This window comes from Qipengyuania sp. ASV99 (genome assembly GCF_047872805.1).
Classification (GTDB): Bacteria; Pseudomonadota; Alphaproteobacteria; order Sphingomonadales; family Sphingomonadaceae; genus Erythrobacter.
Map to the genome: position 1 here is coordinate 1 of NZ_JBLQUK010000003.1, position 14,931 is coordinate 14,931.

Sequence of the window (14,931 nt, forward strand, 5' to 3'; positions counted from 1 at the left end):
TTCGGCGCAGCGGCAGTTGGCAACTCGACCACGGCCATCGGCGGCGAATCGCTGGCTCAAGGCCCCGGCGCGACCGCCGTGGGCTGGCGCTCAGTAGCGTCAGCAGAACGGGCGCATGCATTCGGTCACCTTGCCAACGCTTTGGGCGTGCGCTCGCTGGCGATAGGTGAAGCGGCGATTGCCAACAGCGATTTCTCGATTGCACAGGGCGATAACGCCGAAGCTGACGGACTTTCGTCCATCGCTATTGGTAACGCATCGGTTGCGGCGGGTGTAGATGCGCTCGCCATCGGCGGCGACGATGCTGGGTTCGGCGCAGCGGCAGTTGGCAACTCGACCACGGCCATCGGCGGCGAATCGCTGGCTCAAGGCCCCGGCGCGACCGCAGTCGGTTGGCGATCAGTAGCAGACGCAGAACGCGCCCATGCTTTCGGTCACCTTGCCAGCGCGACGGGCATCCGTTCGCTCGCGGTCGGCGAAGCGGCCAGTGCCTCAGCAGAACTCGCTGTTGCAATCGGCAACCAAAGCTCTGCCACGGCCACCAATTCTGTCGCGCTGGGTGCGGGCTCGCTCGCAGATCAGGCTGACACCGTTTCGGTTGGCGCGGTGGGCAGCGAACGCCGGATCGTCAATGTCGCCGCTGGCACGGCCGACACTGATGCGGTGAACTTCGGTCAGCTGAGCGATGCGACCGACGATATCGCCACCAACACCACCAACATTGCCGCCAACACTGCAAATATCGCCGCGAATATGACTGCGAGCGGTGCCAACGCTGCTGAGCTCGCGTTCTTCGCGGTGAACAGCGCGGGCGGCGCGGCTGTGGCAACAGGCGATGCGGCGATAGCGATTGGCAACGATTCGCAGGCAACTGGCGTCGATGCAGTCGCAATTGGCGGCGATGATGCCGGGACCGGCGCACAGGCGCTGAGCAATTCGACGACCGCGATTGGCGGCGAAGCCTTCGCACAGGGCCCCGGCGCAACCGCTGTCGGCTGGCGTTCAGTGGCTTCGGCGGAACGCGCGCAGGCATTCGGCCATCTCGCCAACGCCCTCGGCATTCGCTCGCTGGCGATAGGTGAAGCGGCGATTGCGAACAGCGATTTCTCGATTGCGCAGGGCGATAACGCCGAAGCTGATGGGCTTTCGTCCATTGCCATCGGTAACGCATCGGTTGCGGCGGGTGTCGATGCGCTCGCCATTGGCGGCGATGATGCCGGGTTTGGCGCGGCGGCGGTGGGCAATTCGACCACGGCCGTCGGCGGCGAATCGCTGGCTCAAGGCCCCGGCGCGACCGCGGTTGGCTGGCGTTCGGTAGCATCGGCGGAACGCGCCCATGCGTTCGGTCACCTTGCCAACGCCCTCGGCATTCGCTCACTGGCGATTGGTGAAGCGGCGATTGCGAACAGCGATTTCTCGATTGCGCAAGGCGACAACGCCGAAGCCGACGGGCTTTCATCCATTGCCATCGGTAATTCCTCGGTCGCATCGGGCGTCGATGCGGTTGCGCTTGGCGGAGATGACGCAGGTTCAGGCGCCTCGGCATTGGGCAATTCGACCACCGCACTGGGCGGCGAAGCCTTTGCGCAGGGTCCCGGTGCAACCGCAGTCGGCTGGCGTTCAGTCGCGGATGCAGAACGCGCACAGGCCTTTGGCCACCTCGCCAACGCCACCGGCATTCGTTCGCTCGCGGTTGGCGAAGCGGCCAATGCCTCGGCAGATTTCGCCATCGCGCAAGGTGACAATGCCGCGGCCAGCGGGCTGGCATCGATCGCCATCGGTAACGCATCGAGCGCGACCGGGATCGACGCGCTTGCCATTGGCGGCGATGATGCAGGGAGCGGCGCGACCGCAGATGGCAATTCGACCACCGCGATTGGCGGCGAAGCCTTTGCACAGGGCCCCGGCGCAACCGCAGTCGGCTGGCGTTCGGTCGCGGATGCGGAACGCGCGCAGGCGTTTGGCCACCTCGCCAATGCTGGCGGCGTGCGTTCGCTCGCAGTGGGTGAAGCGGCAAGCGCAGAAGGTCTCGCCTCGATTGCGATTGGTAACCTTTCCAGCACAACTGGAGACAATGCCATCGCGCTGGGCGACGGTGTAACGGCCGGCGCAAATGAGGTTGCGATCGGCAATGCCAACAACACCTACACATTTGCCGGGCTTGCCACCGGCGGGGCGACACAGCTTGTCACCGTCGACATGAACGGCGTGCTCGGTTCGACCGATGCCAATACGCTGGTGACCTCGGGCTCCAGCGGCACCGGCACTGATAGCACGGCGGTGGGTGACGGCGCGATTGCTTCGGCAGCAGGATCAACCGCCTTTGGTGACGGCGCGCAGGCGACATCGGTCAATTCGACCGCTATCGGTTTTGGCGCGGTTGCCAGCGGATCGACCGCTGTGGGCGCCAATGCGATGGCCACCGGAGCCAATTCGGCAGCCTTCGGGCGCGATGCCTCGGCCACATTCGCCAACAGCACGGCGCTGGGCGAGCTCAGCGGTGCCAATGAAGCCGGCGCGCTGGCAGTCGGCACCGGCGCTCAGGCGAACGGGATTGATGCAGTTGCCATCGGTTCGGACAACGCCGGTGCGGCCTTCACTGTGGCTTCGGGCCCGTCGACCACGGCGGTTGGCGGTGAAGCGGTGGCGATGGGTGCAGGTGCCTCGGCCTATGGATGGCGCGCGATGGCAACGGGTGAACGGGCGCAGGCCTTTGGTCACCTTGCCACGGCGCAGGGTGTCCGCTCACTGGCCATTGGTGAGAACGCCGATGCGCAAAGCGATTTTTCGACCGCCATCGGCAATGAAGCGATTGCCACCGGAGTAGACGCTCTGGCGCTGGGCGACACCGCCCTGGCATCGGGCAATTCGACCACGGCTATCGGCGGTGAATCCATTGCCAACACACCGGGTGCCAGCGCATTCGGCTGGCAGGCACAGGCCACCGGAGCGATGGCAACGGCAGTCGGGCATCAGACCACGGCGTCGGGCGATCAAAGCTTTGCCGCCGCCGAAGATGCGGTCGCATCGGGCAGCAATGCGATTGCAATCGGCAACACCGCACAGGCAACCGGCGGCGATTCGATCGCTATCGGCGGCAATCGTGACGGTGCAACCGGACGGGCAACCATCGCCAGCGGTCCTTCGACAACGGTTGTCGGTGGTCAGGCCATTGCGATGGGGCCGGGCGCAACGGCGTTTGGCTGGCGTTCGGAAGCCACTGCCGAGCGCGCACAGGCCTTTGGTCACCTCGCGGTCGCTTCTGGCGTGCGCTCGCTCGCACTGGGTGAAGCTGCAGCGGCCAGCGGAGCGCAATCGGTCGCCGTGGGTGACCAATCGGTCGCCAGTGGTGCCGGAGCGGTCGCGCTGGGTGCGCAGGCATCGGCCACCGGGGCAAACTCGGTTGCTATCGGTCAAGGCGCTTCAGCCACCAATGACGGACAGGTTGTCGTCGCATCGCTGGATGCCAGCACGGCCAGCCAGACCGGCGGGCTGTTCCTGGTCACCACCGATGCCACTGGAACGCTGGGCCGCACCGGATTGGTCGATACGAGCGCATTTGCATCGCAGGCTTCGGTTAATACTAACACCGCCGGGATTGCCGCAAACGCATCGAACATTCTCGCCTTGCAAACGCTCAGCGCATCCAATGCGAGCCGGGTCGACACCTTGTTCGCTGTGACTGAAAGCAACCGCCGCGCCATCGACCGCGCCAACGAAGGCGTCGCCATGGCGCTGGCGATGGAAAGCCCGATGCTTCCTGCCGGCACCAGCTTTGCTCTGTCGGGCGGGGTCGGCTATTTCGAAGACCAGGGTGCAGGCACCTTCGCCATCAGCGCGCGGGTTTCGGAAAACGCTTCGATCTCTGCCGGGATGGGCGTTGGCTTTGAAAGCGGCGAGGTCGGCGCACGCGGCGGCTTCCAAGTTGCATGGTAAGCCGTTAGACCTCACAGCCATGATGATTATGGCCAAACAATACCTGATGCCGGGGCCCAGCGCCCCGGCATTTCGTTTCGTTCTTCTTGCATTTGTCTTTGCCGGGGCCGCGCTGCCGCTCGCGCCCGCTGTCGCGCAACAAGCTCAGCCCGCGCAGCAAGCCCAGCCGACCGTCCAGCCACCGCCATCCATTCGCCCGACCCCGAGCCAGCTTGAGCTTTCAAAGCTGCTGTGGTCGACGGTCGCCGCGGTCGATCATGCCAATCAGTCAGGCAATTATTCGGTGCTGCGCGATATTTCGGCGCAGGGGTTCCAGATCAATTTCAACCCGGCGCGGCTGACCGAAGTGTTCGCCGGGATCCGCAATCTGAATATTGACTTGTCCAATGCACTGCTGGTGCCGCCGACCTATTACGAAGCCCCGCAATTGGTCAGCAACGATGTGTTCCGGGTGCGCGGCGTGTTTCAGATGCGCCCGATCTCCATCGGCTTCGACATGTATTTTCAGTGGGAGCAGGGTCGCTGGAAACTGTTTGGCATTGATCTTCAGCCGCAGGCTATGGCTGACGGGCAATAAAGTCAGGCGTCGGGCGTCAGGATTGGCCAGCGGGGACAGGCGCCGGACCATGCGCTTCTCCCATGCGCCGGATAGCGGCGACCTTGCGTTCCAGAGGGGTCCAGTCGTCGCCTTCATCAATCGCCGACCACAGCGCCTCGACCTCTTCGATCACCATGCTTTCCGGCGCATCACAGGTCCAATACTCATGCGTTGAGGGAAGCGGGGCGTAATCCGCGATCAAATCGCCGATCTCACCATCAAGCCCGCGCCCGCCCCGATGCGCGAAGAAAAACGCGTCAGGCTGCGCGCCGGTGTCGCGCATCGCCTTTTCGCAGGCGCTGACCATGCGCGAATCCACCTCCAGCCCGCGCTGTTCGACACCCAATCGCCAGCACCAGCGCCGCGCAATCGCCTCCATATACAGCGGCCCAAACCGTTCCATCGCAAACACCAGCGGCTCCGTCTCTGCGAGCAACCGCAGCGCCACGGCAAATTGCCCGCAGTTCCAATGCAGCGCCTCTGGCTGGCGGCCAAAGGAGTACAATCCCGCATGATCGAAATAGGCCGCGGTAAAGCCGGGATCCCAGCGCGGCAGCCAGCGCCACGGTCCGTAATCGAAACTTTCGCCGGTCACGTTCATATTGTCGGTGTTGAGCACGCCGTGGACGAACCCGGCGACCATATAGCTGGCGGCGAGATCGGCCATTCGCTCAACCACGTGATGCATCAGCATCACCGCTGGTTCTTCGCGTCCCGGAGCGTTCTCGGGCGGCGGCGGCCCGGGAAATTGCGTCAGACAGTATTGCACCAGCGCTTCCATCTGCGCCTTTTCATCATACGCGAGCAGCCGCTGAAACGTGCCGATGCGGATATGCGAATGCGACAGCCGCACCATCACCGCAGAGCGTGTGGGAGAGGGCTCATCGCCGCGCATCAGCTTCTCGCCCGTCTCGATCACCGAGAATGTCTTTGAGGTGTTGACGCCCAGCGCTTCGAGCATTTCTGTCGCCAGAATTTCGCGCATGGCGCCTTTCAATGTCAGACGCCCGTCTCCGCTGCGGCTGAATGGCGTGGTGCCGGAACCTTTGGTGCCAAGGTCCATCAACCGTCCCTCACTATCTCGCATCTGCGCAAACAGAAACCCGCGCCCATCGCCAATGTCGGGGTTGTAATTGCGAAACTGATGCCCGTGATATTTGAGCGCAAGCGGGTTCGGCAAATTATCCTTCAGCGGTACGAATCGACCGAAATGCGCGCTCCATTCGGCATCGCTCAGCCCGTCCAGACCCACGCTTTGCGCCGCGCGGTCGTTGCGAAACCGCACATGGGTCTGCGGGAAATCCGCTGCGGCCACCTCCGCCCCCAGCCAATCGGCCAATTCGGTGATCGCGGGGTCGGGGGTGTAAGTGGTGCCTTGCGGAAGATCGTTCATCCCGCGATAGTGGGGATAAGCGCGACCGCAAGCAAGCATCGCGTTCGCCGAATTGTTGCAGCGAAGAAATGGGAATTTCGCCTTTCATGGCCAATCATTATGAAGACCGGAGCTGGACCAGCAGCGATGGGCTATCGCTTTATTACCGTGATTATGACGGGCCTGCCGATTATGCCGGACCGCCGGTGCTGTGCCTGCATGGCCTCACCCGCAATTCGCGCGATTTTGCCGATTTGGCGAGCCATATTGCAGCGACGCGCCGCGTGATCGTGCCTGACATGCGCGGTCGTGGCCAAAGTGATTATGCCCCCGACCCGGCGACATACAATCCGGCGCAATATGTCATTGACGTGGAGAAATTGCTGACCGAGCTCAGTATTGAACGCTTTATCGCCATCGGCACATCGATGGGCGGTTTGATGACGATGCTGCTGGCTGCCGCGAAACCTGGCCGCATCGCGGCTGTGGTAATGAACGACATCGGGCCAGAGCTTAATGCAGAGGGCGTGGCCCGGATCGGCGGCTATGTCGGGCATGGGCGCAGCTATCCCACATGGATCCACGCGGCACGCGCAATTGCTGAACTCCACGGCCCGGCGTTTCCCGATTACGATCTCGACACCTGGCTGGAAATGGCCAAGCGAACGCTGGTCGTCACCCAGAATGGCCGGATCAGCTTTGATTACGACATGGCGATTGCCGAACCTTTCAAAGAGCCCGGCAATGCCGCGCCGCCCAATCTCTGGTTGGCCTATGAGGCGCTGCGCGGAGTGCCGATGGTGTTGCTGCGCGGCGAGCTGTCCGACCTGCTGACGCCGGATACGGTCAAGCAGATGGGGGTGCGCAACCCTGCCATGACCAGCGTCACCGTACCGCGCGTTGGCCATGCGCCGACCCTGGACGAACCCGAAGCGCGCGCGGCAATCGACGCGTTGCTCGCGCAGGTTTGACCCCGATCCCATGACGGTTCCTGCCAAAGGCTCCGCAGCGCGGCCCAAAGTGCTGCATCTTCATTCGACCTTTGCCGCCGGGGGCAAGGAACTGCGCGCGGTGCAGTTGATGAACGCCTTTGGCGATGCGCTGGATCACACGGTGGTTTCGGGCCAGCCTGAACACAAAGCCGCGCGCGAATATATTGCGCGCGGGGTGCCAGTACAGTTTCCGGAGGATTTTCCCTCGCTCACCGGCTTTCCCGGGCCAGCGCGGCTGGCGGCCCTTGCGCGGGCAATGAAACGCTATGATCTGGTGCTGACCTACAATTGGGGCGCGATGGATGCTGTGATGGCGCATGCGGTGTTTGGCGAAGCGTTCAAATTGCCCCCGCTGATCCATCATGAAGACGGGTTCAATCAGGATGAAGCGCTTCAGCTTAAAGCCCCCCGCAATTGGTATCGCAGGATCGCGCTGGGCCGCGCCTATGCGCTGGTGGTGCCGAGCACCGTGCTGGAAGGCATTGCGCAATCGGTATGGAACCAGCCGCGCACGCGCATCCGGCGCATCGCCAATGGCATCGACACCGCGAAATTCGGCGGTCAGCCTCAGCCCGGCGCGTTTCGCGTCGTCAAACGCGAAGGCGAACGCTGGATCGGCACAATCGCTGGCCTGCGCGCGGTCAAGCAGTTGCCGATGCTGGTGAAGGCCTGCGCCAATCTCCCCGAATACTGGCATCTCGTCATTCTGGGGGAGGGACCGGAACGCGAAGCAATCATGGCGGCGGCAAGCGCGCTCGACATCAATGACCGCGTGCATTTACCCGGTGCGATCAGAAACCCGGCGAGCGTGATCGGCCTGTTCGATATCTTTGCGCTGTCATCGCAAAGCGAACAATTCCCGCTTTCTGTGGTGGAGGCGATGGCCGCAGGGCTGCCCATTGCCGCGCCCGATGTTGGCGACATTAAGGTAATGGTGGCCGATCCCAACCGCCCCTACATCGCGGTTCGCGGTGATCCTGAGGCGCTGGCGGTGATGCTTGAAGAATTGACCGCAGACGGCGCACTGCGCGCCGAACTGGGCCGGGCCAACCGTGATAAAGCGCGGGCCCATTTCGACCATTCGCATATGATCGCCGCCTATCGTTCGCTCTATGCCGAAGCGCTGCGAAGGGACTTTTGACCGCTATCCGTTTGGCCGCCCGGTGTGCCTTCATAGGGCGTTCAACTTGTGCAAGGCAAAGGCTTGGCATGACAAATGCTGTCATTCCGCCCCGCACAGCCGATCTGTTATGTGAACGCGCGGCGCAGCGCCATTGCGCGCGGCCCTTGCCCTGCTTAAAGAGCCGCGCAATGCTAATCCAATTGTAACGAGGAAAATCGGCCCCGTGGCGCGCACTCCAACTCAACCCCCTGCCGGTCAAGAGCCCCGCGATGATGCTCCCGGTGCTCCGTCGCGTGAAGACGAAATCCTCATGCGCGAAATTGATGAGGCTGTGCGGCAAGAGGACACGACGCAGTTCCTGCGCAAATATGGTGCGGTGCTGGGCGGAGGTTTTGCGCTGCTGATCGCGGCCATGCTGGGATATTGGTATTGGGACAGCTCGACCGAAACCGGGCTTGAACGCCAATCTGAGGCAATCATCGGCGCGCTCGATTCGGTCGATGCTGGGGATTTTGCCGGGGCCGACGAAAAGGTCGCGCCGCTGGTTGAAGATGGCTCTCCCGGTGCGCGCACGGTCGCGCGGTTCCTGCAGGCGGCATCTGCTCTGGAACAGGGCGAACAGGCGCGCGCGGTTGAACTCTACGCCGCGATTGCGGCCGATCCAGAGGCTCCGCAGCCGATGCGTGACCTTGCGCTCATCCGCGAAATCAGCACGAATTTTGACGATCGTGAACCTGCCGATGTGATCGCGCGGCTTGAACGGCTGGCGGTTCCCGGCAATGCCTTCTTTGGCAGCGCGGGCGAATTGGTCGCCATTGCCCATCTCGAAGCGGGTAACCGGGATGAAGCCGGCGCGTTGTTTGCCGAGATTTCCAAGGACGAAGAGATACCCGAAACGCTCCGCTCTCGCGCGCGGCAGATGGCGGGTTTGCTGGGCGTAGATGCGATTGAAGACGTGGAAAAACTGCTAGAAGAAGAAGGCGTCTTGCCAGTGGGCGGCGCAGCGCCCGCCGGAGCGGCGCAATAGGCCCTGAAGCAGGACTTGAACCTGACCGAGCCTGAATATGACAGAGATTGAATGATCGGACACAAAGATATGCGATTGACGGGAATTAAGGGTGCGCTGGCTATCGGCGCACTGGCTGCGACATTGGCGGGATGCGGCGGAGGCGGCCTGTTTGGCGGCGGCACGAAGACCACGCCAACAGTCGGCAATCGCACCCCGATCCTGAGCGTGATTGAAAGCGGGACGGTGGTTGACCCGGAACTGGCCAGCGTCACGGTGGTCCTGCCCCCCGCCGCTGCAAATCCGGAATGGCCGCAAGTGGGCGGTTCGGCCAGCAAATCCTACGGCCACCTTGCCTTGCCCGAAAATCCGACCAAGGCGTGGACCGCGCGGGTCCAAGGGACAAGCAGCAGTGTCCGGCTTGCCGCAGCTCCTGTGGTGGGCGGCAATATGCTGTATGCGGTCGGATCAGACGGCACGATCCATGCTTTCGACAAGGGCAGCGGCGCACGGATCTGGAATTCCAGCGCCGAGATGAGCGACGACATGCGTCCTTCGGCGTTTGGCGGCGGGGTCAGCTATGACAATGGCCGGGTCTATGCCACCAATGGCGCAGGCGAGGCCAAGGCGCTGGACGCAATGACGGGCGAAATTCTCTGGCAGGTGCTACCCGCGGGCCCCCTGCGCGGGTCGCCAACGATTGCCTTTGGTCAAGTCTATGTGATGACGCAGGACAATCAGATCCTCGCTCTGAATGCCGTTGATGGTGCATTGCTGTGGAACGAATCCGGTTCGACTACCCAATCCGGCGTGTTCGGGGTGGCTGCCCCTGCAGCGGGCAATGGCACGGTGATCGCCGGATATTCCTCGGGCGAACTCAGCGCTTATCGCTATGAAAATGGCCGGACGCTGTGGGCGGACGCCTTGGCGCGGACCAATATTTCGACCACCGTCAGCTCGCTCACTGACATTGACGCAGATCCGATCATCGATTCGGGCCGCGTCTATGCGCTGGGTCAGGGCGGACGCATGGCCGCCTATGAACTGGTCACCGGACAGCGTATCTGGGAACTCAACTTGGCGGGCATTTCCACACCGGCGATTGCGGGTGAATGGATTTTTACGCTAACCGATGATGCGCGTTTGCTGGCCATTGCCCGGTCGACCGGACGGGTGCGCTGGATCAGCCAGCTTCAGCAATTTCGCGACGAAGAAGACAAGGAAGGTCCAATTTTCTGGACCGGTCCGGTGCTCGCGGGCGGCCATCTGTGGGTCGCCAGCTCCAATGGCGAAATCTGGAAAGTCAGCACCGGCGAGGGATCGGCGCAAATGTTCGCCGATGTCGATCAACCCGTCAGCCTGCCGCCGATCGTGGCCGACGGGCACCTCTATGTCCTCGACGACAGCGGGACGATCCACGCCTGGCGGTGATCGCGCCGCCAGCCGGTTAACGATTGCGGGCGGTCTGTCCCCGCATGAAACTTGGCGCAGAAACGCACCGGACAATTAACCCTTTGCCGTTACAGGGCAGGGGGTGATGGATGCGAAATTGACTTCTGCTGCGGCCCCTGCACGCGCCGCCTTGCCGCAAAGCGATGTGTCGTCAGGCGTAGGGCTGGCGGGCCTGCTGGGCCTGTTTGCATGGATCATGTTTTGCCGCACCTTTCCCGCATTCGCGCAAGCGATCGGGCTGGAGGGTGAATATGGCGTTCTGTCCGGTCCCTATGCTGCGCTGACCGCGATGGTGTTTACCGCCGGGCCGATGGCGCTCTGGTCATTGTTGGTGGACCGGGTGCATCTGCGGCCCTCGACCGGGCTTGACTGGAGCTTGTCTCGCGGTGTGCAGGACGTCTTGCCGGTCTCCTCGGTCAAGATTGCCGGACTGTGGGCGACCTGGGCGATCATCGGCGCGCTGTATTGCCTGTGCCGCTGGTATTGGGACGGCCCCTATCTGTTTGCGATGGAGGTGCTGGGTTTCGCCATCATCCCGATGGTGGTGCTGTGCGTGCCCTATGTCATCTGGCTCGACCGCTACATGATCGATCCCAAGGACAGCACCTGGCATTTCGGCGCGTTGGTCGCGGGCACGCTTGGCCTGATCCCGCGTGAGGATTGGGATATCGAGGCGATCAAGAAGCATTGGCGCGCATGGATTATCAAGGCGTTCTTTGGCGCGTTCATGATCTCGATCCTGCCACCGGGATTTGCCTTTGTGGTCGAAGCGCAGCCTGCCGAGATTATCGCCAATCCGGTGGAGATCGGGATGCTGCTGATCACGCTGTTGTTTCTGATCGATGTGCAGATCGGTACCGTGGGCTATCTGTTCACCTTGCGCCCGCTCGATGCGCATATCCGGTCCGGCAATCCGTTTCTGGGCGGCTGGCTGGCGGCGCTGCTGTGCTATCCGCCGTTCGTGTGGGGCATCCTTGGCGGCAACAACCAGATCCTGAGCTATGAAAGCAGCACAGCGGGTTGGGGCCACTGGCTGGCGGCCTATCCGGCAATGCTGTGGGTTTGGGCGGGGTGGCTGGTGTTCCTGACCGCGATCTATGCCTGGGCGACGGTGGCGTTTGGTATCCGATTTTCAAACCTCACCTATCGCGGGGTGCTGACCAATGGCCCCTACCGCTTTACCCGGCACCCGGCCTATTTGTCCAAGAACCTGTTCTGGTGGTGTTCGGTGCTGCCGTTTCTGGTGACCAACGGGTCGCCGGTGGACGCGATCCGCAACACGTTTTTCCTGCTGATGGTCAACGCGATCTATTACTGGCGCGCGCGCACCGAAGAGGCGCATCTGCTGGCAGAGGACCCCAAATACCGTGAATATTATGACTGGATGGAAGCGCATGGCACGATCACCGCGCCGCTCTCGCGGGCGTGGCGGTGGGCCGGTGGGCGGCTGTCGGGGCGGGGCGCAAGGCACGAAGTGGCTGGACCCGCCGTGCAGGAACCCGCCGAGTAAAGCGCGCTAGATATAGAACCCGTCATCGGTGGTTTCATAGGCGACAAGTTCGCGGTCAGTCACCGCCAATGCCGAAACCTGCGCGCGCCATTCGGCGATGTGCGCGGTGCGGAAATGCGCTTCCAGCGCGCCGCGGTCCGCCCATTTCTCGCTCACCCGCACCAACCCTTTGTCCAGCACATCAAGCGCATAGGCATATTCGATGCAGCCCCGTTCGGCGCGGCTGGCAGCGATCATCACCGCCATCGGCTCGCGCACGACCTCAACCATGCTGGGCGGTATCCGAAAGCTTCCGATGACAACCATCATGGCTGGGGTTCCTTTATCATCCTTCGGCCTGACAAATGGGCGATCACATCAAGGGCGAACCGTCATCGGCCTGATATTTGGCCAGTTCGGTAATCTTGATTTCGAGCCCGGCGAGCGCCTGTTGAAACGCGGCCATGTGCGGGGTCTGAAAATGAAACGCCAGCGCCGCATCGTCGGTCCATTTCTCGACGATATGCAGCTTTGCCGGGTCCAGCACATCCTGTGCATAGGCATAGCTGATGCACCCTTCCTCTGCGCGCGATGCGGCGACCATCGTTGCCATCACTGTGCGCGCGGCGTCCAGCGCCCCTTCGCCCAAAACCGCCTCTGCCAGCACAATCAGCATGTCGTCCCTCTCCCCGTCAGATAGCCCCTTTCTATCAGAAAGAGTGCCTGTAGACCTGCGATACATCCTCGCCCCATTCGCCGTAATAGGCATCGAGCAGGCGCTGAGCGGGAACCTTGCCGCTTTTGACGATTTCGTCCAGCGTTTCGAGATATCCGGTCTCATTGTCGCCGCTGGCATTCAGTTTTGCCCGCGATGCGAGCCCTTGGTGCGCGATGGCGAGCGCTTCGCGGCCCAGATCCTGCAGCGTGCCTCCTCCGGGGATCGGTGATGCCAGCCCAAGCCGCGGGGCATCGCTGCGCAAACGCTCGCGTTCCTCCATCGACCAATGCTTGACCAGATCCCACGCCGCATCGAGCGCGCCTTGATCGTAGAGCAGGCCGACCCAGAACGCCGGGAGTGCGCAAATCCGGCTCCACGGCCCGCCATCCGCGCCGCGCATTTCGAGAAAGCTCTTGAGGCGCACTTCGGGAAAAGCGGTGGACAGATGATCCCACCAATCGCTTGGCCGGGGTCGCTCACCCGGCAGGACCGAGAGCTTTCCATCAAGGAAGTCGCGGAACGACAGCCCCGCTGCATCAATATATTTGCCTTCACGAAAGACAAAATACATCGGCACATCAAGCATATATTGCGCCCATCGTTCATATCCGAACCCATCCTCAAAGACGAAAGGCAACATGCCGGTGCGCGCCGGATCAGTGTCGGACCAGATATGGCTGCGATAGGACAGGAACCCGTTAGGCTTTCCCTCGGTAAAGGGCGAATTGGCAAACAGCGCGGTCGCCAAAGGTTGCAGCGCCAGCCCGACGCGGAATTTCTGCACCATGTCCGCCTCGCTCTGGTAATCCAGATTGACCTGAATGGTGCAGGTCCGCAGCATCATGTCGAGCCCCATGCTGCCGACGCGCGGCATATGCCGCAGCATGATGTCATACCGGCCCTTGGGCATGATCGGTAGTTCTTCGCGGGTCTTGTCGGGCCACATTCCAAGGCCAAGATAACCGACTCCGCAGCGTTCCCCCACGGCTTTGACCTGTTCCAGATGCCGCCCGGTTTCAGCGCAAGTCTGGTGCAGGTTTTCGAGCGGCGCGCCCGACAATTCAAGCTGTCCTGCGGGTTCCAGGCTGACTGCTCCGTCTGCGCCCTTGAGCGCGATCACGTTGCTGGTTCCGTCCGGTCCGCGTTCTTCAACCGGCTCCCACCCGAATTCGGTGAGGCCCGTAAGCAGGTCGCGGATGCCGCAAGGTTCATCATAGGACGGCGCGCGGCGATCCCCGCCAAGCGCGGCGCGTTTGTAGACCAGCTTTTCGTGTTCGGTGCCGATGCGCCAGTCGCTCTTTGGCTTTTCGCCGCCGCGCATGGGCGCGACGAGGTCATCCATCGTCTCGATCACAGGTTCATCAGCGCTGGAAGCTTCGCGTGTGCTCATCGGGGGACCCTTCTCTATTGAGTTGCCCTAGAAAACCGATTGCCTCGTGGGAAGCGCAAATCGGCTTGGGGCTTGCGAAGTCAGCGTGCAGTTGACCAATCGCCGCGCAGCGCCATCCATGCGGACAGGGCGGCAATGGCAGCGGTTTCTCCGCGCAGGATACGCGGGCCAAGGCTGATCGCGCGTGCTTGCGGATGCGCGCGGATAGCGGCGCGTTCGGCATCGTCAAAGCCGCCTTCGGGGCCGATGATGATTGCAGCGGGGCTGCCATGCGCGGCAAATGCGTCGGCCGCCGGTTGCCCCCCATCCTCGTCGGCAAAGAACAGCACGCGGGTTGCGGGCCAGTCTTTGAGCAGCGCCAACAATTTCACCGGCTCTGCCAATTTGGGCAGAGCGGTGCGCGCGCATTGCTCCGCAGCCTCGACGGTGATGACGCGCGCCCGCTCCATATTAAGTTTGTCAGCAACGCAGCGCCGGGTGAGCACCGGTTGAATCTGGGCTGTGCCGAGTTCAGTGGCTTTTTCCAGCACGAGGTCAAATCGGTCCTTTTTCAAAAGCGCCGAGCACAGCCACAGATCTGGCACCTCTTCACGCGGGCGCAGTCGCTCCACCACTTCAAGGCTGATGCTGCGCTTGCCCGCATCCACCACCCGGGCGGCCCATTCGCCAGTCTGATCGTCACACAGGATGACCGCGTCGCCGATTGCCACCCGCATGACCTTGCCCAGATAGTGTGCGGCGTTGCCCTCGATCGCGACCAACGCTGCATCGGCGAGGGCCTGTTCGACAAACAGGCGCGGCGCGCTCTTAGGGGGCCATGCAGGAACACGAGGGGAAGCGCTGGCGGGCATGGCT

Annotated in this window: 12 protein-coding genes; 7 read left to right on the forward strand and 5 right to left on the reverse strand. The window is 62.6% G+C overall.

Translation table 11 applies throughout. The features are described from left to right. Together ACM64M_RS05405 and ACM64M_RS05410 are read left to right on the forward strand one after the other, a co-directional pair. The coding region (locus ACM64M_RS05405; RefSeq protein WP_416227651.1) for a hypothetical protein at positions 1 to 3,936 on the forward strand (3,936 nt) is incomplete at its 5' end. A 28-nt stretch (positions 3,937 to 3,964) separates the two neighbouring features. Then, on the forward strand, positions 3,965 to 4,513 hold the full coding sequence (locus tag ACM64M_RS05410) for a hypothetical protein (protein ID WP_416227652.1): 549 nt from the start codon (positions 3,965 to 3,967) through the stop codon (positions 4,511 to 4,513). A 16-nt stretch (positions 4,514 to 4,529) separates the two neighbouring features. Here ACM64M_RS05410 and ACM64M_RS05415 read toward each other — a convergent pair whose 3' ends face one another. Continuing rightward, on the reverse strand, positions 4,530 to 5,927 hold the full coding sequence (locus ACM64M_RS05415) for a protein adenylyltransferase SelO family protein (protein WP_416227653.1): 1,398 nt from the start codon (positions 5,925 to 5,927) through the stop codon (positions 4,530 to 4,532). Positions 5,928 to 6,013: 86 nt separating this feature from the next. Here ACM64M_RS05415 and ACM64M_RS05420 point away from each other — a divergent pair, with 86 nt between their 5' ends. The 5 genes from ACM64M_RS05420 (at position 6,014) to ACM64M_RS05440 (ending at position 11,989) form a co-directional block, all read left to right on the forward strand. Then, entirely contained in the window at positions 6,014 to 6,877 is an 864-nt protein-coding gene (locus tag ACM64M_RS05420; protein WP_416227654.1) for an alpha/beta fold hydrolase, read from the forward strand. Positions 6,878 to 6,887: 10 nt separating this feature from the next. Beyond that, positions 6,888 to 8,039 carry a glycosyltransferase gene (locus tag ACM64M_RS05425; protein WP_416227655.1) on the forward strand — a complete coding sequence of 384 codons (1,152 nt, stop codon included), beginning with the start codon at positions 6,888 to 6,890 and terminating at the stop codon, positions 8,037 to 8,039. Between the two features lie 205 nt (positions 8,040 to 8,244). Next, complete coding sequence (locus tag ACM64M_RS05430) at positions 8,245 to 9,048, forward strand: tetratricopeptide repeat protein (protein ID WP_416227656.1); 804 nt, start codon at positions 8,245 to 8,247, stop codon at positions 9,046 to 9,048. A 51-nt stretch (positions 9,049 to 9,099) separates the two neighbouring features. Further along, the gene (locus ACM64M_RS05435) at positions 9,100 to 10,458 is read left to right on the forward strand and encodes a PQQ-binding-like beta-propeller repeat protein (RefSeq protein WP_416227657.1); all 1,359 of its coding nucleotides are present in this window, start codon (positions 9,100 to 9,102) and stop codon (positions 10,456 to 10,458) included. Positions 10,459 to 10,564: 106 nt separating this feature from the next. Next, entirely contained in the window at positions 10,565 to 11,989 is a 1,425-nt protein-coding gene (locus ACM64M_RS05440) for a methyltransferase family protein (protein WP_416227658.1), read from the forward strand. 6 nt (positions 11,990 to 11,995) lie between these two features. On the opposite strand, the gene ACM64M_RS05445 is transcribed toward ACM64M_RS05440, so the two are convergent. The 4 genes from ACM64M_RS05445 to ACM64M_RS05460 form a co-directional block, all read right to left on the reverse strand. Next, positions 11,996 to 12,298, reverse strand: coding sequence for a putative quinol monooxygenase (locus ACM64M_RS05445; RefSeq protein ID WP_416227659.1), 303 nt, complete (start codon positions 12,296 to 12,298; stop codon positions 11,996 to 11,998). A gap of 43 nt (positions 12,299 to 12,341) precedes the next feature. Beyond that, the gene (locus tag ACM64M_RS05450) at positions 12,342 to 12,644 is read right to left on the reverse strand and encodes a putative quinol monooxygenase (RefSeq protein ID WP_416227660.1); all 303 of its coding nucleotides are present in this window, start codon (positions 12,642 to 12,644) and stop codon (positions 12,342 to 12,344) included. Positions 12,645 to 12,678: 34 nt separating this feature from the next. Beyond that, complete coding sequence (locus tag ACM64M_RS05455) at positions 12,679 to 14,076, reverse strand: glutamate--cysteine ligase (protein ID WP_416227661.1); 1,398 nt, start codon at positions 14,074 to 14,076, stop codon at positions 12,679 to 12,681. Positions 14,077 to 14,156: 80 nt separating this feature from the next. Next, positions 14,157 to 14,927: a 16S rRNA (uracil(1498)-N(3))-methyltransferase gene (locus ACM64M_RS05460; RefSeq protein ID WP_416227662.1), complete on the reverse strand. Its 771-nt coding sequence runs from the start codon at positions 14,925 to 14,927 to the stop codon at positions 14,157 to 14,159. Positions 14,928 to 14,931 lie beyond the last annotated feature (4 nt).

What these genes read in the sequence shown, in the direction of transcription:
- ACM64M_RS05450 (WP_416227660.1), bottom strand. Translation starts at nt 12,644, where the DNA reads ATGCTGATTGTGCTGGCAGAGGCGGTTTTGGGCGAAGGGGCGCTGGAC.
- ACM64M_RS05445 (WP_416227659.1), bottom strand. Translation starts at nt 12,298, where the DNA reads ATGATGGTTGTCATCGGAAGCTTTCGGATACCGCCCAGCATGGTTGAG.
- ACM64M_RS05415 (WP_416227653.1), bottom strand. Translation starts at nt 5,927, where the DNA reads ATGAACGATCTTCCGCAAGGCACCACTTACACCCCCGACCCCGCGATC.
- ACM64M_RS05440 (WP_416227658.1), top strand. Translation starts at nt 10,565, where the DNA reads ATGGATGCGAAATTGACTTCTGCTGCGGCCCCTGCACGCGCCGCCTTG.
- ACM64M_RS05455 (WP_416227661.1), bottom strand. Translation starts at nt 14,076, where the DNA reads ATGAGCACACGCGAAGCTTCCAGCGCTGATGAACCTGTGATCGAGACG.
- ACM64M_RS05420 (WP_416227654.1), top strand. Translation starts at nt 6,014, where the DNA reads ATGGCCAATCATTATGAAGACCGGAGCTGGACCAGCAGCGATGGGCTA.
- ACM64M_RS05435 (WP_416227657.1), top strand. Translation starts at nt 9,100, where the DNA reads ATGATCGGACACAAAGATATGCGATTGACGGGAATTAAGGGTGCGCTG.
- ACM64M_RS05410 (WP_416227652.1), top strand. Translation starts at nt 3,965, where the DNA reads ATGGCCAAACAATACCTGATGCCGGGGCCCAGCGCCCCGGCATTTCGT.
- ACM64M_RS05460 (WP_416227662.1), bottom strand. Translation starts at nt 14,927, where the DNA reads ATGCCCGCCAGCGCTTCCCCTCGTGTTCCTGCATGGCCCCCTAAGAGC.
- ACM64M_RS05425 (WP_416227655.1), top strand. Translation starts at nt 6,888, where the DNA reads ATGACGGTTCCTGCCAAAGGCTCCGCAGCGCGGCCCAAAGTGCTGCAT.